The sequence below is a fragment of the Anaerofustis sp. NSJ-163 genome, assembly GCF_024135845.1.
Taxonomy (GTDB): Bacteria; Bacillota; Clostridia; order Eubacteriales; family Anaerofustaceae; genus Anaerofustis; species Anaerofustis butyriciformans.
The window spans coordinates 149102-172604 of the sequence record NZ_JAMYJV010000006.1; the positions used below are offsets into that span (position 1 = coordinate 149102).

Below are 23503 nucleotides of genomic sequence, written 5' to 3' on the forward strand. Positions count from 1 at the left end.
GTAATTTAAAATTACTCTTTTACATTAAATAAACTTCTGTTTAAATATAAATAATTTACTCCTGAAACTACAGTTAAAATTAATGCTATATACATAAGGCCTAAAGAAATATTAAAAATAATATTACTTAAAGCTGAAAAATGCATTAATACCAATGCTATCATTTGAGTAGTCGTTTTTAACTTACCTATTTTATCAGCTGCTATAACAACTCCCGCAGATGCAGCAAGAACTCTAAGCCCAGTTACAATAAACTCTCTTGCAAGAATTACAATTACAACCCATGAAGGAATAAAGTTTATTTCAACGAAGCAAAGCATCGCTGCCATTACAAGAAGTTTATCTGCAAGAGGGTCAACAAATTTTCCAAAATCTGTAACCATATTACATCTTCTTGCAATCTGACCATCAACAAAATCTGATATTGAAGCAATGATAAATATCGCTCCAGCAATCATATAATTATTTTGTATACCTGTAAGCATCATAAAAACAACATATACAGGTATCATAAAAACTCTGAATAACGTAATTTTATTTGCTAAATTCATTATATCGTCCTTCCTATTAAATCATATTCCATTGAATCTTCTATTAATATATCATAAAACCCACCTATTTCTAAAGGTTTATGGGCATAAATATAAACTTCTCCGTCAATTTCAGGACAATCCATATAGCTTCTTCCTATATAAACATTATCTTCTCCCTCTACTTCTTCTTCAACAAGAACCTCTAATGTCTTATCTAGATACATTTCCATAAGCTCTTCAGAAACTTCTTCCTGAGCTTGCATAAGTTCAATATATCTTTCTTCTTTAATTTCTTCATCAATTTGGTTATCCATATTGTAAGCAGGCGTTCCCTCTTCTCTGGAATATTTAAAGAACCCTACCCTGTCAAGTTGATATAATTTTATAAATTCTAAAAGTTCTTCATGCTGCTCTTTTGTTTCTGATGGGAAACCTGTAATGAATGTAGAACGGATTTTTATTCCTTCAACATTCTTTCTTAATTTCCTTATAATAGAAAGTATATCTTCTTTTGAAGTTCTTCTTCCCATTTTCTTTAATATATCGTTATTAATATGTTGAAGAGGCATATCTATATATTTTACAACTTTATCAAGTTTTGCAAGTTTATCGATAAGCTCATCTGAAATAGTTTCAGGATAAATATATAAAACTCTTATCCACTTTAAGCCCTCAATATTATTTAATTCCTCAAGCAAATCAGGAAGTCTTCTCTTACCATATAAATCAGTACCATATTCTCCAACGTCTTGAGCTATTAAGATTATTTCTTTAACTCCTCTTTGGGCAAGTCTTTTTGCCTCAGATACTATATCTTCAAGCTTTCTGCTTCTTTGTTTTCCTCTGATACTTGGAATGACACAATATGTACAATGTTTATCACATCCTTCACTTACCTTTAAATAAGCCGTATATGAAGGTGTAGACAATATTCTGTCTGTTTCAACAATAGGACAATTTATATTTTCAACATTAACTAAAGTACTTTCACTATCTTTATCAAGTTTTTCAAGAACTTTTGCCATATCATAAAATTCACCTGTTCCAACAAAAGCATCAACTTCAGGTATTTCCTTTAATAACTCTTCATGATATCTTTGAGCAAGACATCCAGTAACTATTATTTTTACTTCATTTCTGTCTTTTTTTACCAAAGTAGCTTCAAGTATCGAATTAATGCTTTCTTCCATTGCATCATGAATAAAAGTACAAGTATTGATTATTATATAATCGCTTATTGTTGCATCATCAACAATTTCATACCCTTGCTCTTTTAATAAATACATTATATTTTCACTATCTACGGTATTCTTTGGACATCCCAAAGTTAAAATAAATACTTTTTTCATATCTATCTCCATTACATTATTTCATCTTCTATATCCAGTGTTCCCTCAGGATAAACTTCATCACTTTCTACAACACTATTGGAGAAGAAATCTTCTCTCTTCTTTAAAACTTTTCTTGGTTTACTTCCATCTTTAGGAGAAATTATTCCCCTTTGTTCCAATTCATCAATAATACTCCCTGCCCTTGCATAACCTATTCTAAGTCTTCTTTGAAGCATTGACGTTGAAACTTCTCCAAGTTCAAATGCTAAGTTAAGTGCATCATTAAACTTTTCGTCAATGAAGTCTTCTTTGTGAAGATTTTCCTTACTTCCCGGCATATTTTCTTCAGCGGAAACTGTTTCAATACCTTTTATTGCATCTTCATCATAATTTGGTCTTTGTGTTTCCTTAATGAATTTTACAACCGACTCAACTTCTTCATCACTAATAAAAGCGCACTGTGCACGCATAGGAGCATTACTTCCCACAGGAGAATATAACATATCCCCTCTTCCTAAAAGTTTTTCTGCTCCTGCCATATCAAGAATCGTTCTTGAATCGATTTGCGATGATACAGCAAAGGATATACGAGAAGGTATATTTGCTTTAATAAGCCCCGTAATAACATCAACAGATGGACGCTGAGTTGCTAAAACCAAATGTATACCTGCAGCTCTTGCAAGCTGAGCAAGTCTACATATTGCCGATTCAACTTGAGAAGCACAAGTCATCATTAAATCCGCAAGCTCGTCTATAATGATAACCCACTGTGCCATTTTTTCTCCACCGGTCTTTTCCATTTTCTTATTATATCCGTTTATATCCCTTACTCTATTTTGAGCAAATAAATCGTATCTTATTTTCATCTGTTTTTCAGCCCACTTAAGAGCTCCTGCTGCATGATTTGGGTCTGTCTCTACTGGTACAAGCAAATGAGGAATGCCTTCGTATATATTAAGCTCAACCATTTTAGGATCTATTAAAATAAGCCTTACTTCGTTTGGATCTGCGTGGAATAAAATAGAATTTATTATTGCGTTAATGCAAACACTTTTTCCTGAACCTGTAGCACCGGCAATCAAAAGATGAGGAAGTTTGGCTATATCCATTATAACCATATCTCCCGTAACATTTTTACCAAGCGCAACAGATAATTTAGATTTTGCATTTTTGAATTTTTCATCTTCTACAATTTCTCTAAATCCTACAACAGATACTTCTTTATTAGGAACTTCTATACCTATTGCACTTTTTCCCGGAATAGGAGCTTCCATTCTAATTCCATTTGCTGCAAGAGCCATTGCCAAATTATCTTGAAGCCCTACAACTTTACTTACTTTTATACCAGGTTCAAGTTCCATTTCATATCTTGTAACTGTAGGTCCTATACTAACTTCAGTTACTCTTGCCCCAACTTTAAAGTTTGCAAGAGTTTCTTCAAGTATTCTTGTATTTTCTAAAACTCTATCTCTCTCCCCTTTATTATTTCTATTTTTATTTGGTTTTAAAAGAGAAGACTTAGGAAATACATAAGGTATCTGCTCTTTTTCTGTAACTAAAGGTTCTTTATTTTCTATTTCCGTAATTTTTGCAATACTTCCGTTATCCATTGCAACTCTTAATTTATCAAGCTGTTCTCTTTGAGCTTTATTGGCTCTGTCTATATCACTTATATCAATTCTTTCAATAGGTATTTCTTCCCCATCTTCAATAAAATCTTCTTTATTTATAGGTTTATGATTTACAAAGTCTTTTGTTCTTTCAATTTGTTTATTTGTTTCATCTTGCTTTTCCTGAGTTTCTTTTATTATCTCATCAAAGCCTTGTTCTTCTCTTACTTTGTTTTTTATCTCTTCTTTACTTAGTCTTTCATTTTGAATAATTTCTTCTTTTGGTTTTTCTTCGTTAACTTCTTTTTTAAAGTCTCCGTTTTCGTTTCTGTAATAAGTCCTTATTATAGGTTCTTCTTTCTTTACTTCTTGTTTTCCTTCTTCAATATTATCTTTTTTCTTAAATGGATTCTTGCTTTTCTTATATTCATCTTCCCATTTATTTAAAACTTCTTCTTTATCTTTACTTGTTTTTATCGCGTCCTTTTCATCATATGGATTTTTTATAAGTTTGCTTTTAAAAGAAGGAAAGAAAGATGTTCTTACAGGTTGTCTCTCTGCTTTTGTTCTTAACTGATCTTCTCTGTCTTGTATTTTCTTTGTTAATCTTTGAGCTTTTATCTCTTTTTTTACTTCTCTTTCTTTTTGTCTTATTGCTTTTCTATCTTCTTTATAACTTGCAATATTGTCTTTGAATATTAATATTAAACAAACTATAATGCAGGCAAAAATAAATATATATGAACCTGTTTCACCAAGGAAAGTTGTATACAATCCTCCAAGCCATATACCTATTATGCCGCCTTTTGTTACAACATTTAGCACAGCATTAAAAAGCTGATTTGTAAAAGCACCATATTTTAAAAGGTCTCCTCCAACATTAAAAAATGCCATTATGTTAAATATAATAAAAACAATACAAGTTAAGGTAAGTGTTTCATTAAAAGGCTTTAATTTGGATGTTATATAAACACCAAGCCCCAAAAAGGATATTCCTATTAAAAAAGCTCCTACACTACCAAATAGAAACATAGAAATATTATGCAAATTATTTCCAAAAACACCACTGTCTTTTGACCATATAGAATAAAGCATAAAAACACCAAAAAAGAAAATAATAACGCCTATTATTTCATTTTGAATTATTTTCTTTTTAAACATTTCTTGTTCAAGCTGCTTTTTTGTAGTTCTTCTTGATGATGTTTGAGTTCTTTTCCTTGCCGTTGTTTTTTTTCTTGCCAAGTTCATACCTCACATATGTAAATTTAATATTATTCTTTATTTATGTATCAGTATATTTTATCATATTTTCATTTTAATTCATAGGATAATATATCTTATAATTTATAAATAAAATATAATAAATTGTAATAAAATATAAAATTTATATTTTATGAATTAATTAAGTTGCATTTTAATATTAATACATTTTCATTTCCATATGTATTTTTAAATTAATAATAATTTATCAAAATTTTTTTAATCCAGTTAAAACAAATCCTTTTTTTATTTTGTCATATTAAGAAAATAACACAATATAAATATATTATAACATTTATTGGAGGAAGCAATGGCTTATTCGGACAGAGAACTTTTAGCAAGATTAATTGAGTGCGAAGCGGGAGGCGAAGGCAATGAAGGTATGGCCGCAGTAGCAAGTGTAGTCATGAACAGAGTTTATACTCCATATGGAGAATATTCAAGAGTTTCAAACGGAGGAAGTATCAGAAACATAATATATCAAAAAGGACAATTTACCTGTGCCATGGAAACCGTAAACGGAGAATATAATCCACAAAACATATACAATATGAATCCTACAAATATTCATTATCAAATAGCAGACTGGGCAATATCGGGAGGACGGCTTTATAATCTTGGATACGCACTTTGGTTTTATAACCCTTTTCAAAATGACTGCAGAGATTTTTTCCCAAGTGAAGTCGGAAGTTTAATAACCAAAATAGGAAGACATTGCTTCTATAATCCTACTGAAAAATATTTACAAACTTAAAAGAGAGGTAAAAATGGATAGAGAAGATAATTTGGGCAGAATCTTCAGAGGTCAAAACTATAATAAACACCTTGATAATCAAATGGATAATAATTTTGAACCGGAAAAAGACAGTGACGGTTCCAATGTACCTTCTGTATTTACAGTAGGTACTACTCCTGATATACTAAACAGAATTAAAGGCGAATACTGCGTATGCGAATTTGTTATAGGCAGTGATACATTAATAACAAAATCCGGAATAATGTATAATGTTGGACTTAGCTATTTTACTCTTTTTAATATTTCTAATAATGAATATATAGTTTGCGATATATATTCGGTTAAATTCATAACAGTTTCAAGATCAGATGTAATGTCTCAAAGAAACATTTCTTCAAATCAAAGAAGAAACAGACGATAGTCTTTTATAGAAAGAATTTCAAAGTTTCTATTACATAATTCCTATAAAAATGGTATAATATATTTATGGCAAACAGCTTAATCGTAGACATCATGACTGCTATTAGGCTGTTTTATTATAACATTTTATAAAAAAGGGGTTGTTGTAATGTTTAGTTTAAATGAAATAATTCAATATGATAACGAAGGACTATGCAAAATCAGTGAAATTGTAGAAAAAGATTTTGCAGGAGCTAAAGCAAAATTTTACGTTCTGACTCCTATAAATAAAGATAGCCTTACAATATTTGTTCCTGTTAACAATAAAAAACAAACACAAAAAATGAGAAAAATTCTTACTCCAAAAGAAATTGAAGATTTAATAGACAATATAAAAGATGATGATTTAATATGGATTAATGATGACAACGAAAGGAAACAAACATACAAACAAATTATACATTCAGGAGACAGAAAAAATATAATCAAGTTAATAAGAACATTATATTTACATAAAAAAGAACAAATAAAGAATGGAAAAAAACTGCATATGAGCGATGAAGAGATATTAAAAAATGCAACAAGACTTCTACATGAAGAGTTTTCTCATGTATTAAATATAGAGCCGGAAGAAGTTGCTCCTTTTATATCAGAGCATATTAAAGTTAAAGAAAAAATAAACGTATAATTATTTTTCCCGGGAAATAAGGAACCGATTTACTTGAAGTAAATCGGTTCTTTTTACATTGAATTTAAAATATTATCAAGCTCATTCATATATTTATTATATGCTTTGCTATCTCCTTTTGCCTGTGCATCTTTCATTTTATTCATTAGATCTCTTGCTTTATCCTCAAGAGAGGATTCAGTATCTTCCTGCCTACCTTCTTTCAAATTAAATATAGCATTTATTCCTTCACTTAAAGAATCTTCCATTACGATTTGTTCTCCATAAGCAACTATAACTTTTTTTACTTCAGGCAGTGCCATCTGATCTGTTTTTGATTTAACATATATTGGCTCAACATAAAGTATACTGTCTTCTATAGGTATAGTAAGCATATTACCTCTTGAAACCTCGCTGCTTGCCTGTGAAAGCAAGTTTAATTTAGGAGCAATGTTCGTATCCTGATCAATTCTTTGCTCTATCTGCATCGGTCCATAAACAAGTTTTTGTTTCGGGAATGTATATACTTTCAATTTACCATAATCTTCACCATCACATATACCTGCCATCCATGCAACCATATTATTTTTGTTATTTGGCGTAAAAGGTGCCATAATCATAAACTCCTCTTTGTCACTGTCAGGAAGTTTCATCATCATATAAGCACTGTTTACATTTACAGCTTCTTTTGCTGTTCCATAAAATTGTTTTGCAGTCTGCCATTGATCTTCTTTGTTATAAAAAACCTGTGGATTTGTCATATGATAAGTTTCATACATACTGCTTTGAATGTTAAACAAAACTTCTGAATATCTCAAATGCTCTTTTAATATCGGATCCATTTCTTCAAGTGGTTTAATAAATCCAGGATACATTTTAGAGTAAAGAGTTGCTATAGGATCGTTTTTATCTACCTGATAAAATTCAACTGTTCCGTTATATGCATCAACAACAACTTTAACAGAGTTTCTTATATAATTGAAGTTTTGCCCATCTTGAAATTTAGAAGGTGTTGAACAAGGATATTTGCTGCTTAAAGTAAAAGCATCTATTATCCAATATAATCTGCCATTTGCATTTACAATATAAGGATCTTCATCATATTCCAAAAATGGAGCTATAATACTTACTCTTTCTTTTATTTCTCTTCTAATAAGAACCTTACTATCAGAGGTTATATCTGATGAGAATATAAATCTGCTATTCATATTATTTATTGAAAAAGCAATTCTATTTAAGAAATTTAATTGTATCCCTCCACTTCCGCCATATCTGTTTTCAACATTATTATCACCTTCAGGATAATCAAATTCGTCACTTTTACAATTTACAATGGCATAATCAGTAGTCATTTCTCCATAATATATTCTAGGTTCGGTTATTTTTAAATCATCATATATAGTAGTTGCAGGTATATCCTTTTGAATCAAAACGGGCTGACCTGATGAATTTATTTGGTTAACAGGAGCAACTACACTTCCATAGCCATGAGTATATTTTTGATGTTTATTTACAAAACTTCTTACATTTTCTTTACTGCTTGGTTGCATTTCTCTTACAGAAATAAATACTTGTGTGGGATCTCCATCAAGATTATATCTGTCAACATCAACATCTTTAAAAGAATAATAAGACCTAAACCCTTGAAGAGAGTTAAAAGTATCAAGGGTAGGAAGGAAATCATTTATAGGAATATTACTTATTGTTACAGAGTTATTTTTAATATCTTCTTTTGTTAAGTTGTTATCTGCTTTAAAATCTTTAACCTCTACGTCTGCAATATTGTATGCATCTCTTGTCATATCAATATTATTATTAATGTATTTTTCCTCTTTAGCATATTCATTTGGAACTACTATATAATTTTGTATTACAAACTTTAAGCCGACTAAACCAACTACAAATAAAGGAACTATTATAATGCATATAATAACAGGTTTAACTTTATTTTTAAAACAGCATATCCAAAGAATAACGGCAAATAAAATCATAAATATACTTAATATTTTATATTTGTTAACATCAATTAACATATCTGCATAAGTAGCTCCGTAGACAATCCCCGAAGAATCATAGCATACATTAAAAATATTAAGATAAAAATGAATACTTAAACATAAACAAAGTATACTTATAAAAATACAAAAAGGAAGTTTAAAATTTTCCCATAAATACTTTATTACACCTTCTTTTTTGTTTCTTAAACCTTTTGATTTAAAAACGATAAACAAAATAACTGTTATTATAAATATTGTTAAAATAAACATAAATAAAAGTCTGTTTAATGAAGTATAAAAGGGAAGTTTAAAAACATAAAAAGATATATCCTTATTAAACAAACCATCATTTTTATTAAAAGGAACAGCATTTATAAACTCAAGAAATTTATACCATAATCTTGAAGTAATGATAAAAGAAAATATAAAAGAAAAAAATACTGATGTTAAAACAGATATTTTTTTCCAATATTTATTTAAAACATTATTTTCTTGATCAAATGATTTCTTTAAGAATTTTATATATACCATAAAAAAAATAAATAATATTAAAAATAGAGGCACAAACATATAAATCTTTGTCTTTAATTCTTTGAAGAATATATTTAAGTACCCTACTTCTTTAAACCATAAATAATCTATATAAAATCCGTTTATCAAATATAAAAATAGTCCAATAAAAAACAAAACAAAAATTAAAGGAAGAACTACTTTTCTTATTTTCATTTTGGGTAATTTTAACTTTCTTTTTACCTTATTATTTTTAAAACTGCTTTTTACTTCTTCAAATTCTCCGTCAACTACATTTTTAAATTCCATAATAAACACCTATAACTTTTTTTATATTATATAAAAAAAGCACCAATAAAGATACCCTTATTGATGCTTTTATTTAATTAGAATTTAACTTCGTAGTCTTTTAAGAAGTCTAAAATTTCTTTCTTAATGTTTTCAACTCCGCCTTCGTTTTCTGATTCGATATTTATTGGAAGTACAGGATCATGTAGAGATAATCTTAAAAGTACCCAACCTTTTATTCCGTCTCTTTCAACATTTACTCTAACACCTTCAAAGTTTGGTTCTTCAAAACTAGCGCCTTCCATTTTTTCTTTAACATATACCTTAAAGTCTTCAAGAAGATTTGCACCATATTCTTTAAAATCTTCAACCAAGAATGTAGCTCTAAGTTCAGCTTCTTCTTTAGCTTCTTTTAATGAACCTATAAGGTCATCAAATGTTTTGTTTTCTTTGCTAAGTTCAAAGAATTTAACAAGAATTTTTACAACCATATAAGCACCGTCATCTAAGAAGTAGTTTTCTTTTAAAGCACAGTGTCCGCTTGTTTCAATTGCAAGAAGACATTCTTTTCCTTCTTTGTTAAGTCTTATACCTTCGTTTATTACATTCTTGTATCCTCTTTTAAATCTGTGGTGAACTCCGCCTTTTTCTTCTATAAATTCTTTTAATCCGCTGCTTGTTACGCTGTCAGTTACTATATAGCTTCCTGCAGCTTCTTCAAGACAAATGCTTGCCATTAAAGCAACAAGTTTATTTCTGCTTATTTCTTCTCCGCTTTTATCTACTGCGGCAGCTCTGTCAACGTCTGTATCAAAGATAATTCCAAGATCAGCATTTTCTTTTTTTACTATTTCAGAGAAGCTGTCCATAACATCTTTAAGTTCAGGATTTGGAACATGATTTGGGAAACTTCCGTCAGGATCTAAATATACACTACCTGAAGTATCAGCTCCTAAAACTTCCAAAACCTTGCTTGCAAAGAATCCACCTGAACCGTTTCCTGCATCAACGATAATTTTTTTACCACTGAAAGGTTTTTCTTCTCCGGTTCTTTGCTTGATTTTCTTTACTAAATCAGCAGCATACATACTTAAGAAATCAAGAGTTTCATATTTTGCTTCAACATCTTCTAATTCCATTTCATTTGCAATTGTAAGAATATCTATAATATCTTCTTTTTCTGCTCCGCCGTCTTTTGTAAAGAATTTAAGACCATTTCTGTTGAATGGTAAATGACTTGCTGTAATCATAATAGCGCCATCAGCATTAACTTCTTCATTCACACAGCTCATAAACATTGCAGGTGTTGTACATAAATTAAAGTAAACAACTTCAACATTTTCTTCACTGCTTAAACCTTTCATTACATTTTCAGCAAGAGCAGGACCTGAAAGTCTTGAGTCCCTACCAAGTGTTATCTTTACACTGTCTTTATTTAGTCTTTTCTTTAACCATATTGAAAAAGCTTTTGCTATTTTATAACTGGCTTCGTTTGTTAAGTTAACTTCTTCACCTTTTACGCCTTCTAAGGCAATACCTCTGACATCAGAACCATTTTGTAATTTTTTTAAATCCATTTCGTCCTCCCTAAAATAAGTTATCTTACTTTAAATATACCATAAATTTATAAATTTTTATATATCTAATATTAATAATTTCAAACATGCACACAAAGTCTTTCTCATTAATATTATAAATTATGACTATAAAAGGGAGGAACAAGAATGATAAAAATCATTATTTTAATATTGGCCCTTAGTATGGATACTTTTCTAATAAGTGCAAATTTTGGAAGTAATAAAATAAAAATTAATATACCTACATCAATTATAATTTCTCTTTCAAGTGCATTTTCTCTTTGTTTGTCTATCTCTTTATCAAATATTCTTTCAAAGATAATACCGATATATTTATTTAACATACTTTCGTTTTTTCTTTTAATAACAATAGGCAGCTACAATATTTTTGCCTTTGCAATAAAAACATATCTTAAAAATATGCAAATAATTAATAGAAATATTAATAAAAAAATTAAAAAAGAAAATTTATTTTTTAACATATTTATTGATGAAACAAAAGCGGATGTAAATAATTCAAATAATTTAGATATAAAAGAATCATTTTTAATCGGCATTCTCGGGTCAATAGACTCAATATGCGCAGGACTGTCTTTCCCTTATACAAACATTTTTATAGTCTTTATACTTACCTTTTGCATTTGTTTTTCACTTATAATTGCAGGATTTAAAACGGGAAATATCTTCAGTGAAGCATCAAAAATAAACTTAAGCTGGTTTAGCGGAATACTTTTAATAATTCTTGCTTTTACAAAAATAATGTAAAGGGTAACCAAAATTATAATTTATCATATTATATATCGAAAACAGTAATATTATAAAGGTGGTAAGATAAATGAATTACTCAAATAGAACATCATGTGGATGTAACAATTCTTCTATAAGAACAAATCAAGAAAGATGCGGATGTTACGATAATGAAATTGAATATCAAAACGAACAAAGAAATAATTCTTGCTCAAAATGCAACTGCAATAATCAAAACTCATCAAATTGTGCATGCAAAAAAGAAAGTCATTGCATAAATACAAATCATAGTAGCTGTTGTAATAATAATTGTTGTAAATGTAAAAATAAATGTAACTGCAGAATAATAAAAACATGTGATGGAATATTAATTTATTTTTTTGATGATATAAGAAAATAACAAAGGAGGAGTATTTCCTCCTTCTTTACATAGAAAAGCAAAACACCCTTAAATAAGGCTTAAACGTTACTTTTAATTACTTTTCATATTATAATATGCTTTCAATTTATGATTTTTAAATATATTACAATATATGATTTTAAAATTTTCCTATTGCAATAAATTATTAAAAATGTTATATTAATACAAACAAACAAATAATATGGAGGTATCAAACATGGCTCATGTAATTACTGATGAATGTATCGCTTGTGGCGCTTGTGCTGGTGAATGCCCAGTAGGTGCTATTTCTGAAGGCGATGGAAAATACGAAATTGATGCTGCTACATGCATCGATTGTGGAGCTTGTGCAGGCGCTTGCCCAACAGGAGCAGCTCAACCTGAATAAGATTTATTTATTCGTACGAAAAAAGGAGGTATCCCCTCCTTTTTTTATTTACTTAAATTATATTCTTTTCCTATTACAATACATTTAGAATCGCTCCCATGACCTATTTCATTTGTTTTTACAATCGGAATGTTATATTCTTTTGTTATATCAAGGGCAATTTCTTTTATATTAGGACAACTATTTTCTCTTTCCATTTGAGTAAATGTTCCAAGAATAATACCTCTAATATCTTCAAATACATTCATTTGCTTTAATTGATTAAAAAATGATATCATCAAAGAACTTTTCCCGCTCCTGCTTTCAAGAAATAAAATTTTATCTTTAAAGTCAGGGATATAACTTGTTCCGGCAAGTTTTAAAAAGCACCTTATATTACCTCCGATAACAACACCTTTCATACTATCTCCTCTTAGAAACTCATAATCAAATTTGAAAATATCATCTTTCCCCTTAAAGAAACTTTCATTAAAATTACGTATCTGTTTTTCTTTATTATCTAAAATTATATTTTTTATTTGATATAAATAATAAAGGTTTTTTGTATTAGAATAAATAGCATTTATAACAGTTGTCAAATCACTATATCCAAAGAAAGGCTTATAATTATTTTTTATTATTTCAAAATCAATAAAAGGTAATATTTCATTTGCCAAATTTCCTCCGGAAATATCAAATATAGCTTTTATATCCTTATTTTTATAAAAATCCATTAAAACTTTAGCTTTTTTTTGTGCTATTAACAGGCAATGATTTTCTTCACTGTAAATATATTCTCCAATTATAGGAACAAGTCCTAAATTTTTTATTTCAACAATTAATTGTTTAACTTGTTCTTTTTTATTTTTATCAATACCATTTGAAAGAACAACAATTCCTATTTTATCTCCCTTTTTAAACATAATCATTCTCCTTTAAAATAAAAAGCAATAAACAAAAGTTTATTGCTTTATTTTTACTGTGCATTTTCAGAATCTTGAGGTGTCTCTTGGATACCCATTTCTTCCTGTTCTTTTTTAATTTCTTCTTGGTTTTTCTCAATTGTTTCATTTAAGTTAGGAAGTGTACTTAAACCTTCTTGAACCTTTATTGCCTTATCATATATATCAAATAAAATATAAACTTTATTATTTGTTAAATATGATTTATCAATTTCAAAAACATCTACATCATCTCTAGTTGAAGATGCAGCTAGGGGATCTAAATCATCCCTAAGATCAAGCCCCATTACATATGAATATTCTCTTAAAGCATCTTTATTGATACTATCATTATCCAATATTTTTATTGATTTTGAACCAATATCATCACTATCAAAAATACCAAGAGTAATATAAGGAAAATCTTCCCATTTTATTTCATTACCTGAAATATTCGTAAATTCATAATAAATACATACAAAAGTTTTACCTTCACTGGCTTTTATTGTAGATATAGTATCAGTAACAACAATATCTTCAACAACACATTCAACTTTACCATTTGATAATGTATCATTCAAATTTACAATACCACTAAAAGTTTTTCCTCCCGGGAATAACTTATAAAGCCCAAAACCCAACGCAGAAGCGGCAATAATAATACCTAAGAATATTAAAATTGTCTTTTTTGTTATTTTAAAATTCAAGGCTTCTTTTAAAGATACTCTTTCTTCATTATCCTCTTCTTGATATTCAAAATATTCCTCATCGTCTTTTTCTATATTTTCTTTTTGAATTTCATCCTCAAAATAATTATCTTCTATAACATTTTCATCTCCAGGCTTTACTCTTGATTCAAAATCCGTATTTACGAAAATATCTTCCATATCTAAATCATCAATATTAAAATTATCTATTTCTATTTCTGGTTCTTGTTTTTCTATTTCATTTTCAATTTCAAATTGCTCTTTATCTATTTTATGGGTTGGTCTGCTTTTTTTTATTTTTTTTACTCTTCTTACTCTTTTTTCCATAACAAAATAAGTCTATTTAATGACTTCTAATCCTCCAAGATAGTTTCTTAATACTTTAGGAACAGTTACACTGCCGTCTTCATTTTGATAATTTTCTAAAACTGCCGCAAAAGTTCTTCCAACAGCCAAGGCAGAACCGTTAAGTGTATGAACAAACTTAACATTACCGTCTTTATCCCTATATCTTATATTTGCTCTTCTTGCTTGATAATCCTCAAAATTTGAACATGATGATATTTCTACATATCTGTTATAACTTGGAAGCCATACTTCAATATCATAAGTTTTTGCAGCTGAAAAACCTAAGTCACCTGTGCATAATTCTATAACTCTATATGGAATTTCTAATAAATCAAGAATTTTTCTTGCTTCTAAAGTTAAATCTTCTAACTCATCATATGAATTTTCTGGTTTTGAAAGTTTTACAAGTTCAACTTTATCAAATTGGTGGTTTCTAATTAAACCTCTTGTATCTCTTCCTGCACTTCCTGCTTCAGCTCTGAAACATGGTGTATATGCAGTAAAATATTTAGGAAGATCTTCTTCTTTTAAAATTTCACCTCTATGGATATTTGTAACAGGAACTTCTGCTGTTGGAATTAAGAAGTAATCATTATTTTTAATGTTAAATGCATCTTCTTCAAATTTTGGAAGTTGACCAGTTCCTGTCATTGATGTTCTGTTTACCATGAAAGGAGGAGAAATCTCAATATAGTCATTATCTATTGTATGAGTATCAAGCATAAAAGCAATTAATGCTCTTTCAAGTTTAGCCCCCATTCCTGTAAACATTGAAAATCTTGCTCCAGAAATTTTTACAGCTCTTTCAAAATCAAGTAATCCTAAATCAACACCTAAATCCCAATGAGCTTTAGCTTCAAAATCGAATTTTCTTGGTGTACCGACCTTAATTAATTCTTTATTGCTATTTTCATCTTTACCTATAACAATATCTTTGTTTGGTGTATTTGGAATAGAAAGAATAAGTGAATTTATTTTTTCTTCCAATTCACTGATTTGTGCATTGTATTCTTTAACTTCACTTGAAAGTTCTTTCATCTCTTTTAATAATTCGCTTACGTCTTTGCCTTCCTTTTTCATCATAGGAATTTGCTTTGACACTTTGTTTTGTTTTGCCTTTCCTTCTTCGGCTTTAGATAACAATTCTCTTCTTTTTGTATCTAATTCTAAAACTTCGTTAACACTGTAATCCCCTCTTCTTGCAAGAAGTTCGTTTACTTCATCTGTATTATTTCTTATTCTTTTTATATCTAACATAATATCTCCTAACAGTACACAATTTTTATTTTTTATTATAATATTTTTTTTTAACTTTTGTCAACTCAATCACCTTTATATATAAAAAGATTATATATTTTTATATTTTATTAAATATCATTTTGGTATTATATAAATTTATGTTATAATGTATAAACAATTTAAAAAGGTGATTATATTGAATAAAGAAAAAACAATTAAGACAGTATCCTTAGTTTTTATTGATATATTTTTCATGGCTATTACATATATTGTAGCCAATTTAATTTTTAATAAAGCAAATTTAACAATTGATCCTAATTTCCCTAAATTTATACCTCTTCTAATTTTAATTAAAATTGGTATTTATTTTCTTGCCGGTTTATATAAAGAAGAAACGAGAGGTATGGTATTTGAAATTTCTTGTGTTACTCTCGCTAATATCATTGTTTTTATTTTAGTTCGATTTATTCTAAAAGTAGGCGTTTCTACCTATCTTCAACTTATTGCTTTAACCGTTGATATTATTGTTGAAACAATATCTCGTTCTCTATTACTAAGCATAAGCGAAGAAGAACTTCAAGAAGAAGAAAATGTACAAGTTTTTGATGATCCTTATGACTATAGTGAAGAATTAAGACTTAATAAAATGAAAAAAGAACTTATAGAAATCAAAAACCAAGAGCAGCAACAACAAGAAGAAACAAAGCAAGCTTTGGAAGAATTAAAAGAAAAAGAAAATCAATTAAAACAAAAAGAAGAACAATTAAAAACATTTGAACATACGCTTTCTTTAAAAGAATTAAATATTCAAAAAGAACTTGAAAAACTTGAGAAAGAAAAAGAAGAAAAGATCAAAATTGAACAAGAAATAAAAAAACAGGAACAACTAAGAAAACAAAGACTTCAACAGCAAGAAATATTGGATGGAGTTTTAGATAACATTAAAACAATTCATACATCCTTAAATGAACGCTCGAAAGTAGTTGACTTACAAGAACATAATTTAATGATGAAAATGTATGATATTACCCAAAAGGAAATAGAGCAAAAAACATCTAAGGAACAAGTAAAGAAAAGAAAACATCTAAGCGATAAAGAACTACTTGAAGAAACATATAAAAAAATAGGACAAAAAAGAAAAAGAGTAAATCCTTATGCAAAAAGCAAATCAATGCAATCACAAAAACAAACAGAAGATAATAAAAAATTAAAAAATAAAGATAAAAATTTATCCGAAGCTTTAAAAAACAGTACACTTCTAAATACATCAAAAGAAGAAAAAGAAAATGATGAATTTATGGAGTTTTTATTTAACAGCTCAAACTTAAAAGAAGAAAACGATGTTATAAAGATAGAAACAACCAAAAAAGAAAAAAACAAAGCAAATAAATCTAACAAAAAAGCAAATGTTTTAAAAAACAAAAATATAACAAAAAACAACTCAAAAATAAAAACTTCATTAGATAAGAACGAAACAACTAAAACCTCATCAAAACAAAATAATATAAATAATGATAAAAAAACAAATAAAAACATTAAACCTACAAAACAAGACCAAATTGATTTAATGTTTTCAGAAGATGACTTTGATAAGATTGCAGACTTAATTGATAAAATGTAAACTAACCCACAAAATATTGCATTTTGTGGGTTTATTAAAATATAGAATAAATATATGAGAATTAAAATATCCAAAAATTTATTTTTATGTTTTTTAATTTTTATACTTATTCTGCTTTTTACAATTAATATAAAAAACAAAAATAATTATGTAATATTGCTTGATCCGGGGCACGGTGGAAAACTTTCGGCTGATAAAGGTGCAATTGGTGTAGACAGTGAAAAAACAAATGAATATACGCTTAATGACCAAGTTACAATCAAGCTTGCAAATGCACTAAAAAAAGAAGGCTATATTGTTAAATTCACAAGACAGCCCTACAAAGATGAAAAAGAAGTCACATTAACAAACAGAACAATAATTGCAAATAAAATTAAGCCTGATTTACTAATAAGCATACACCATGATTCAACAGGCACCAAAAACAATAAAAGCGGTTATACAATTTACTATTCATCTTTTAAAGCCAATTTAGACTTTAATGATATATATGTTGAAGAAAACGGAAAAACTTACCCATTTATTAAAGAAGAGATTAATAACGGTATAACAACAGTATATTATACAAATGGAATAAATATACTTTCATCAACAGGAAGAAGTAATGTAATAGTAAAAGACATAACACTATGCAAAGAGGCAAAACAAAGTTTAAAGTTCGCTAATATTTTAAACGAGGAACTTTCTAGGCTTGATTATATTGCGCCTCTTCTCGCAAATAAAAATAGTGCAGTAAAAGATAATAATTTTAGAATATTAAGAATGACAAACTACCCAAGCGTATTAATTGAATGTGGTTTCATTTCCAACAAAAATGAAATAGAACAATTAAAAAATGAGAAAAATCAAAACAAACTTGTAAATGCAATTGTAAAAAGTATAAATAAATATTTTTAGAAAAGGAATATAACATGAGAAAAACACTGGGATGTATCAGAAAAGCAGTAAAAGATTATAACATGATAAATGACGGAGACCATATATGTGTAGCTGTATCAGGAGGAAAAGACAGTATGCTCCTTTTAAAAGCCTTAAAAACATATATGTATTTTTCCCCCGAGAAATTTAAACTGACCGCAATTTGTATAGATGTTGGATTTGATAATATGAAACTTGATAAGCTTGAATCATTTTGTGATGAAATTCAAGTCCCTCTTGAAATTGTTCATACGGATATAAAGAAAATTGTATTCGATGAAAGAAAAGAAAAAAATCCTTGTTCTTTATGCTCAAAAATGAAAAGAGCGGCTTTAAACGAAACGGCGTTAAAACTTGGCAGTAATAAAATTGCTTTTGGACACCATAGAGATGATTTTATAGAATCTTTTTTACTAAGCCTTTTTTACGAAGGAAGAATACACACTTTTAAGCCTGTAACTTATCTTGATAGAACAGGTGTTTATTCCCTTAGACCTCTTTTATATGCTAAAGAAAACGATGTAATTCATGCTGTTAAAACTGAAAATATTCCTATAATAAAAAGTGAATGCCCTGCCGATGGATTTACAAAACGAGAAGAAATGAAAAACTTAGTAAAGTATTTAAAAAAGCAAATACCAAATGCAGATGAAAGAATGTTTACCGCAATAAAAAATAATCTAGAAAATATGAAATAACTTTAAACAAATATCTACATTTTACTTATACCCTATTATATATAATTAGGGTATATTTTTTTTGGAGAATGAATATGCAAAAAACATTTAACTATTTACAAAAAAATGCTGCAAAATTGCTTGCAGAAGAAATCATAAAATTAACATCTAAAGATTGTATTTTGCTTTTTATAGGAACTGATAAATGTATCGGAGATGCATTTGCTCCAATTGTAGGAAGCTTGCTTGAAAGTTATAATTTTTTAAATAATCCTATTTTTGGAACAATCAAACATCCTGTTCATGCCCTTAACATAAATAAAACCCTTTCTTATATTGAAGCTTTATATCCTGGTAAAGAAATTTTCGTTATTGACTCAATGATTTCACAAAAAGGAAATGTAGGAGACATTATTTTATTTAATGAAGGTATATTCCCCGGAAAAGCTACAGGGAAAATATTACCCAAAACAGGAGATACGTCCCTTACTTTAGTTGTAAGCAACAATGAAAAAGATGCAATAAATTCTCTTACAACGCTGCGTTTAAATAATATTTATGAAATGGCAAAAGTAGTTTCTGATGCACTTACTTATGCCTTTTCAGATTCCGTTTATTCTGTTACAAGCGATGTATTACAATAAAAAAGACAGCAAATTGCTGTCTTTTATGGTTTTAAAACTACTTTTAAGGCTTCTCCGCTTTTTAACATTTTTACACCTTTTTCCATATCTTTTAAAGGTAAAATATGAGAAACTAAATTTGCATTTATCATTCCGTTTGCAACAACGTCAAAGGCTTTTCTAAAACTATCAGGAGTTGTTGAAAATCCTCCAATAACTTGAACTTCACTGTAATGAAGCAAATTACCATCTAAACTTACATTTGGATTGTCTTTTGGAAGACCACCAAAAATTAATAATTTACCTTGTTTTCTTAGTAAATGTATACCTTCTTCAATAGGTTTTGTTGCAGGAGTTGAATTTATTACTACATCTGCTCCTCTTCCATCAGTAATATCCATTACTACTTCTTTTAAGTTCTCTTTAGATGTATTTACAAAATGTGTTCCGCTGAAAGCTTTACTTTTTTCAAGTCTTGCTTCACTTCTATTTGCCATTATAATATTTTTAGCGCCTCTAAGCCTTGCAATTTCACTATGTAAACATCCAAGTGGACCTGCCCCAATTATTACAACAGTATCTCCAAGAGTTACATTAATTAAATCTTGAGAATTTACAACGCTTGACAATAGTTCAACTACAACCATATCTTCACTTTTTACGCCTTCAGGTATTTTTAGAATTTGTCCACGTTGTACCCCAATACCCGGAATTAACATATATTCAGCAAAACCACCATGCAAATGATGCCCATATGTAAGTCTTGTTTCACATAAATTTTGCATACCTTTTTCGCAGTAATAACAGTTACCACAAGGTATAACAGGATTTACAATTACTCTTTCTCCAACACTATATCCTTTTACTTCTTCACCTATTTCTTCGATTATACCTATATTTTCGTGTCCTAAAATAAAAGGAAAATCCAAGCCATTTACACCTGACGAATATGTTCTTACGTCTGAACCGCAAAGTCCAACAGCGTCAATTTTTAAGAGTATTCCATCTTTTGTGCATTCAGGTTTTGGAACATCTTTATAAACAACTTTTTCTTTATCTTCTAATACGATAGCTTTCATTTTTGCCTCCTAAATATTTATTATTTATATTTTAACATAAAATATAAATAAAGAAAGAGAGTCTTTTCAGACTCTCCTTCTTTTACTAGTTTTACCTAGTATCTCGATTCTTGTGACTCAGAATTTGGTTTCACAGTACTATCATTTTTTTGCAATATCTTCAGTTTAATTTTTTATCTTTTTTTTTATTTTTCTTTTTTTATTATTTAAACTTACTTCCCAATTGCTTATATAAACTTCCTGTTCTATTTTTCCTTAATATAGTTTACCCTTAACGTTTCATTTTCTTCTTTTTTATTTATTATTTTTATCTATTTTAAATTTCAGAGGTTTACTCGCCTCTTGCTTATCAGCAATCTATTCTTATTTTATTGCTTTTTTTTTACTATATTAAGTTTTCTTTTCCTCCTTCTGTTTCACAATCTCTTAATTTCCTTAATGTACCTTTTCTTAAAAGATTTTTTATAATGTACTTTGACATTTTATTTTTTCTTTTTGATACATTTGGAATTTTATAGCTTCAACGTTTAACAAACTTTAATTTATTTAATCGAATTTTCAAAAGATATATATTTCTGTTTAAATATACTTTTCATCTTTTTACACTTTCTTTTTTTGATGTACTTTTGCATCTTTTCTTTTCATTATTCTTTTTTGTGTAGTTTCGATTCTCTCTTTTTCAAATTCTTTTCTAACTATTATGTTAGCTTTTTTAAATAACTTAAATGCAATTTATATATCTTTCAATATATTTTCTTGCTTCCATTTTGTTTTGGATTTGTTAACGTTTTCTATGGTTATATTATATGCATAATATATATAAAATTCAATACTTTATAAAATTTTGGTAAAAAAAAATTTATTGAAATCTTTTTTTTATAAAATATATACGTTTTCATTTTTTTTTTTTACTAAAAGATTACTTTTATAAGTATTTTTTTATCAATATAAAAAAAGAAGAAGTTAAACTTCTTCTAATAATGAACTACTATAGGATAATTTGCCTGTATTGTTTCATATGTTTTTTTTGCATTTTTCTTAGGCATATTTATACAGCCGTGACTTCCGTTATTTTTATATATTGTTCCTCCGAACTTACTTCTCCATGTTGCATCATGCATTCCAATCCCTCCGTTAAAAGGCATCCAATAGGAAACAGGTGAATTATATGTACTTCCATCAGCATTACTTCCACTTAAAGTAGTATCTCTTTGTTTATATTTTAAGTAATATATTCCTGCAGGTGTTGAGTATCCACCAGCTTCATCTCCTGTTACAATATCTGATGTAACAATTTTTTTACCATCTTTATAAACCCAAAGTTTTTGATTTGTTAAATCTATTTCAACATATGAATCGCCTACTTCATCGGATGTATCATAAGGGATTTGTGAATAGCAAGGTTTTCTGTTTATATTTTTTTTCTTATTTAATTCTGATGTTAACTTTGTTATTTCTTTATCTTTATTTATGACATACCCGTAATCGCCACCGGTTATAGATATAGTACCACTTAAAGTTGATTTAAATTCTCTCATTCTTCCGCTTGTATTGTATTTTGCGGCTAAGTCATTTACAAAACTTTTTACTGCACTTTTATCTACTCTTAATTTATTTTCTTTCATTTTTGTTTCAATTGTTTTATTTGTTATTCCATATAACTTTAGCACTTGTTCTTGCTCTATTTTTACATCTTTATTTGCCATTTTATATGTGATAGAAGGCAAATCTAAATTTTTCAAATATTCTTGTTCTTGTTTTAAAATTGTGCTTGTTGATATAATTTCAGGTTTATCATAATAATTTTTTTCGTTATAGCTAAGAGTAAATTCTCCCTTTGCAACGAACTTTAATATATCTTTTTTTAACAAATAGGAATCAATATTCGTTCCATATACTTCTTTAATTATTTCATACTCTTCGCTATTTAAATTTATATAAGCATTTTTTGTTTTAGTTGTATCTTCACCATCTTCTAATACTGATAATTTTTTTAACGATTCATTAAATTCATCGCTTGTTTCCTTAATAGTCATAGAAATTGTATATTTGTTATCTTTTAAATGTGTCTTATGCATGACATATGAAAAATATCCAGGATTTACAATATCGTTTAATTGTTCATCAATATTATATGTAACATTTGATAAAGATATAGTTTCGGTTTTTCCATTTCCTTCATTAATAATAAACTCTTTTTTATTCCAATCTTTAACAATTTTTTCTTTTGCCTGACTCACAGTAAGTCCGGAACAATCTATCCCATTTATATATGTATTTTTTAAATATTTTTCTCCTTTGTTTAAATACATAAAAATAAAAACCATATTTACTATAAATAAAATTAAAAGAACTAATAATATATATAATTTATTTTTTTTCAAGAATTTTTTCATTATTTTTCCTCTTTTAATATATAACTTCAACAAATTTTGACACTTATTATAACACATCAATATGTTAAATTTAATACTTTTAATAAAAATGTTAAATAATTATCTCTTTTATTTTATATAGTAAAAAAATTTATTCTTAATATTTTAGATTAATAAAATAATTATATTAAGAAAAATAACATTTAAATGAATTAAATATTAGTCTTTCCCTAAAAAGTAAACTAATAATCAAAAAAATATAAACAATATAAAGTCAGTAACAAAGTTTAAATAGAATAAAAACTAAGAAAGACCTAAAGGCCTCTTTTTTGTTGTTAGGAAATATAAGAAAGTAAGTAAATATCATTCTATTATAATACTTCATAAAAGTATAAAAATTATAAAAAAAAGAACCTAAAAAGCAGGTTCAAAGGAATAAAAAAACCCCGCGACTACCTACCCTCCCAGTCCGTCTCCAGACAAGTACTCTAGGCGTGGACGGGCTTAACTTCTGTGTTCGGAATGTTTACAGGTGTTACACCGTCGCTATCGT

General features: G+C 28.0%; 20 protein-coding genes and 1 rRNA gene. 10 read left to right on the forward strand and 11 right to left on the reverse strand.

Going from position 1 to position 23503, the window contains the following annotated elements:
- Window positions 1–11: 11 nt before the first annotated feature.
- The 3 genes from pgsA to M6G78_RS09325 are packed head-to-tail and all read right to left on the reverse strand — an operon-like array spanning window position 12 to window position 4716.
- The gene (gene pgsA / locus M6G78_RS09315; RefSeq protein WP_138268612.1) at window positions 12–551 is read right to left on the reverse strand and encodes a CDP-diacylglycerol--glycerol-3-phosphate 3-phosphatidyltransferase; all 540 of its coding nucleotides are present in this window, start codon (window positions 549–551) and stop codon (window positions 12–14) included.
- Entirely contained in the window at window positions 551–1882 is a 1332-nt protein-coding gene (gene rimO, locus M6G78_RS09320; protein WP_171020575.1) for a 30S ribosomal protein S12 methylthiotransferase RimO, read from the reverse strand. Before rimO ends, pgsA begins: the two co-directional genes overlap by 1 nt.
- 11 nt (window positions 1883–1893) lie before the next feature.
- A complete protein-coding gene (locus tag M6G78_RS09325) occupies window positions 1894–4716 on the reverse strand; it encodes a DNA translocase FtsK (protein WP_253230222.1) in 2823 nt (940 codons plus the stop codon).
- 328 nt (window positions 4717–5044) lie between these two features.
- On the opposite strand from M6G78_RS09325, the gene M6G78_RS09330 reads away from it, so the two are divergent.
- The 3 genes from M6G78_RS09330 (at window position 5045) to M6G78_RS09340 (ending at window position 6557) form a co-directional block, all read left to right on the forward strand.
- Window positions 5045–5488, forward strand: a complete 444-nt coding sequence (locus M6G78_RS09330) for a cell wall hydrolase (protein ID WP_253230223.1) — start codon at window positions 5045–5047, stop codon at window positions 5486–5488.
- A 13-nt stretch (window positions 5489–5501) separates the two neighbouring features.
- Window positions 5502–5891: a hypothetical protein gene (locus tag M6G78_RS09335; protein WP_253230224.1), complete on the forward strand. Its 390-nt coding sequence runs from the start codon at window positions 5502–5504 to the stop codon at window positions 5889–5891.
- Window positions 5892–6038: 147 nt separating this feature from the next.
- Complete coding sequence (locus tag M6G78_RS09340; RefSeq protein WP_253230225.1) at window positions 6039–6557, forward strand: CarD family transcriptional regulator; 519 nt, start codon at window positions 6039–6041, stop codon at window positions 6555–6557.
- A gap of 53 nt (window positions 6558–6610) precedes the next feature.
- Here the strand turns inward: M6G78_RS09340 and M6G78_RS09345 are convergent, their stop codons facing one another.
- Window positions 6611–9352, reverse strand: coding sequence for a UPF0182 family protein (locus tag M6G78_RS09345; protein ID WP_253230226.1), 2742 nt, complete (start codon window positions 9350–9352; stop codon window positions 6611–6613).
- A 77-nt stretch (window positions 9353–9429) separates the two neighbouring features.
- On the reverse strand, window positions 9430–10908 hold the full coding sequence (locus tag M6G78_RS09350; RefSeq protein WP_253230227.1) for a phosphomannomutase/phosphoglucomutase: 1479 nt from the start codon (window positions 10906–10908) through the stop codon (window positions 9430–9432).
- 147 nt (window positions 10909–11055) lie between these two features.
- Between M6G78_RS09350 and M6G78_RS09355 the strand changes: the two genes are divergently transcribed.
- The 3 genes from M6G78_RS09355 to M6G78_RS09365 all read left to right on the forward strand — a co-directional run bounded on the left by M6G78_RS09355 (window position 11056) and on the right by M6G78_RS09365 (window position 12443).
- On the forward strand, window positions 11056–11673 hold the full coding sequence (locus M6G78_RS09355; protein WP_138269580.1) for a manganese efflux pump: 618 nt from the start codon (window positions 11056–11058) through the stop codon (window positions 11671–11673).
- 70 nt (window positions 11674–11743) lie between these two features.
- The gene (locus M6G78_RS09360; protein WP_253230228.1) at window positions 11744–12055 is read left to right on the forward strand and encodes a hypothetical protein; all 312 of its coding nucleotides are present in this window, start codon (window positions 11744–11746) and stop codon (window positions 12053–12055) included.
- Window positions 12056–12272: 217 nt separating this feature from the next.
- On the forward strand, window positions 12273–12443 hold the full coding sequence (locus tag M6G78_RS09365) for a DUF362 domain-containing protein (RefSeq protein WP_138269578.1): 171 nt from the start codon (window positions 12273–12275) through the stop codon (window positions 12441–12443).
- A 44-nt stretch (window positions 12444–12487) separates the two neighbouring features.
- On the opposite strand, the gene M6G78_RS09370 is transcribed toward M6G78_RS09365, so the two are convergent.
- Genes M6G78_RS09370 through serS form a run of 3 tightly spaced genes read right to left on the reverse strand, consistent with a single transcriptional unit; the run spans window position 12488 to window position 15675 of the window.
- Entirely contained in the window at window positions 12488–13345 is an 858-nt protein-coding gene (locus M6G78_RS09370; protein ID WP_371922839.1) for a S66 peptidase family protein, read from the reverse strand.
- 53 nt (window positions 13346–13398) lie between these two features.
- Entirely contained in the window at window positions 13399–14397 is a 999-nt protein-coding gene (locus M6G78_RS09375; protein ID WP_253230230.1) for a hypothetical protein, read from the reverse strand.
- Between the two features lie 12 nt (window positions 14398–14409).
- The gene (gene serS, locus M6G78_RS09380) at window positions 14410–15675 is read right to left on the reverse strand and encodes a serine--tRNA ligase (RefSeq protein ID WP_253230231.1); all 1266 of its coding nucleotides are present in this window, start codon (window positions 15673–15675) and stop codon (window positions 14410–14412) included.
- Between the two features lie 178 nt (window positions 15676–15853).
- Here serS and M6G78_RS09385 point away from each other — a divergent pair, with 178 nt between their 5' ends.
- The 4 genes from M6G78_RS09385 (at window position 15854) to yyaC (ending at window position 19517) form a co-directional block, all read left to right on the forward strand.
- Window positions 15854–17278, forward strand: a complete 1425-nt coding sequence (locus tag M6G78_RS09385) for a hypothetical protein (protein WP_138269574.1) — start codon at window positions 15854–15856, stop codon at window positions 17276–17278.
- 54 nt (window positions 17279–17332) lie between these two features.
- Window positions 17333–18175: an N-acetylmuramoyl-L-alanine amidase gene (locus M6G78_RS09390; protein ID WP_138269573.1), complete on the forward strand. Its 843-nt coding sequence runs from the start codon at window positions 17333–17335 to the stop codon at window positions 18173–18175.
- A gap of 14 nt (window positions 18176–18189) precedes the next feature.
- On the forward strand, window positions 18190–18894 hold the full coding sequence (locus M6G78_RS09395; protein ID WP_138269572.1) for an ATP-binding protein: 705 nt from the start codon (window positions 18190–18192) through the stop codon (window positions 18892–18894).
- Between the two features lie 74 nt (window positions 18895–18968).
- Window positions 18969–19517 carry a spore protease YyaC gene (gene yyaC, locus M6G78_RS09400; RefSeq protein ID WP_171020664.1) on the forward strand — a complete coding sequence of 183 codons (549 nt, stop codon included), beginning with the start codon at window positions 18969–18971 and terminating at the stop codon, window positions 19515–19517.
- A gap of 23 nt (window positions 19518–19540) precedes the next feature.
- Here yyaC and M6G78_RS09405 read toward each other — a convergent pair whose 3' ends face one another.
- The 3 genes from M6G78_RS09405 to rrf all read right to left on the reverse strand — a co-directional run.
- Complete coding sequence (locus M6G78_RS09405) at window positions 19541–20575, reverse strand: alcohol dehydrogenase catalytic domain-containing protein (protein WP_138269570.1); 1035 nt, start codon at window positions 20573–20575, stop codon at window positions 19541–19543.
- Window positions 20576–21549: 974 nt separating this feature from the next.
- Window positions 21550–22971 carry a L,D-transpeptidase family protein gene (locus M6G78_RS09410; protein ID WP_253230232.1) on the reverse strand — a complete coding sequence of 474 codons (1422 nt, stop codon included), beginning with the start codon at window positions 22969–22971 and terminating at the stop codon, window positions 21550–21552.
- A 422-nt stretch (window positions 22972–23393) separates the two neighbouring features.
- A 5S ribosomal RNA gene (gene rrf, locus M6G78_RS09415) occupies window positions 23394–23503 on the reverse strand; the annotation flags it as partial.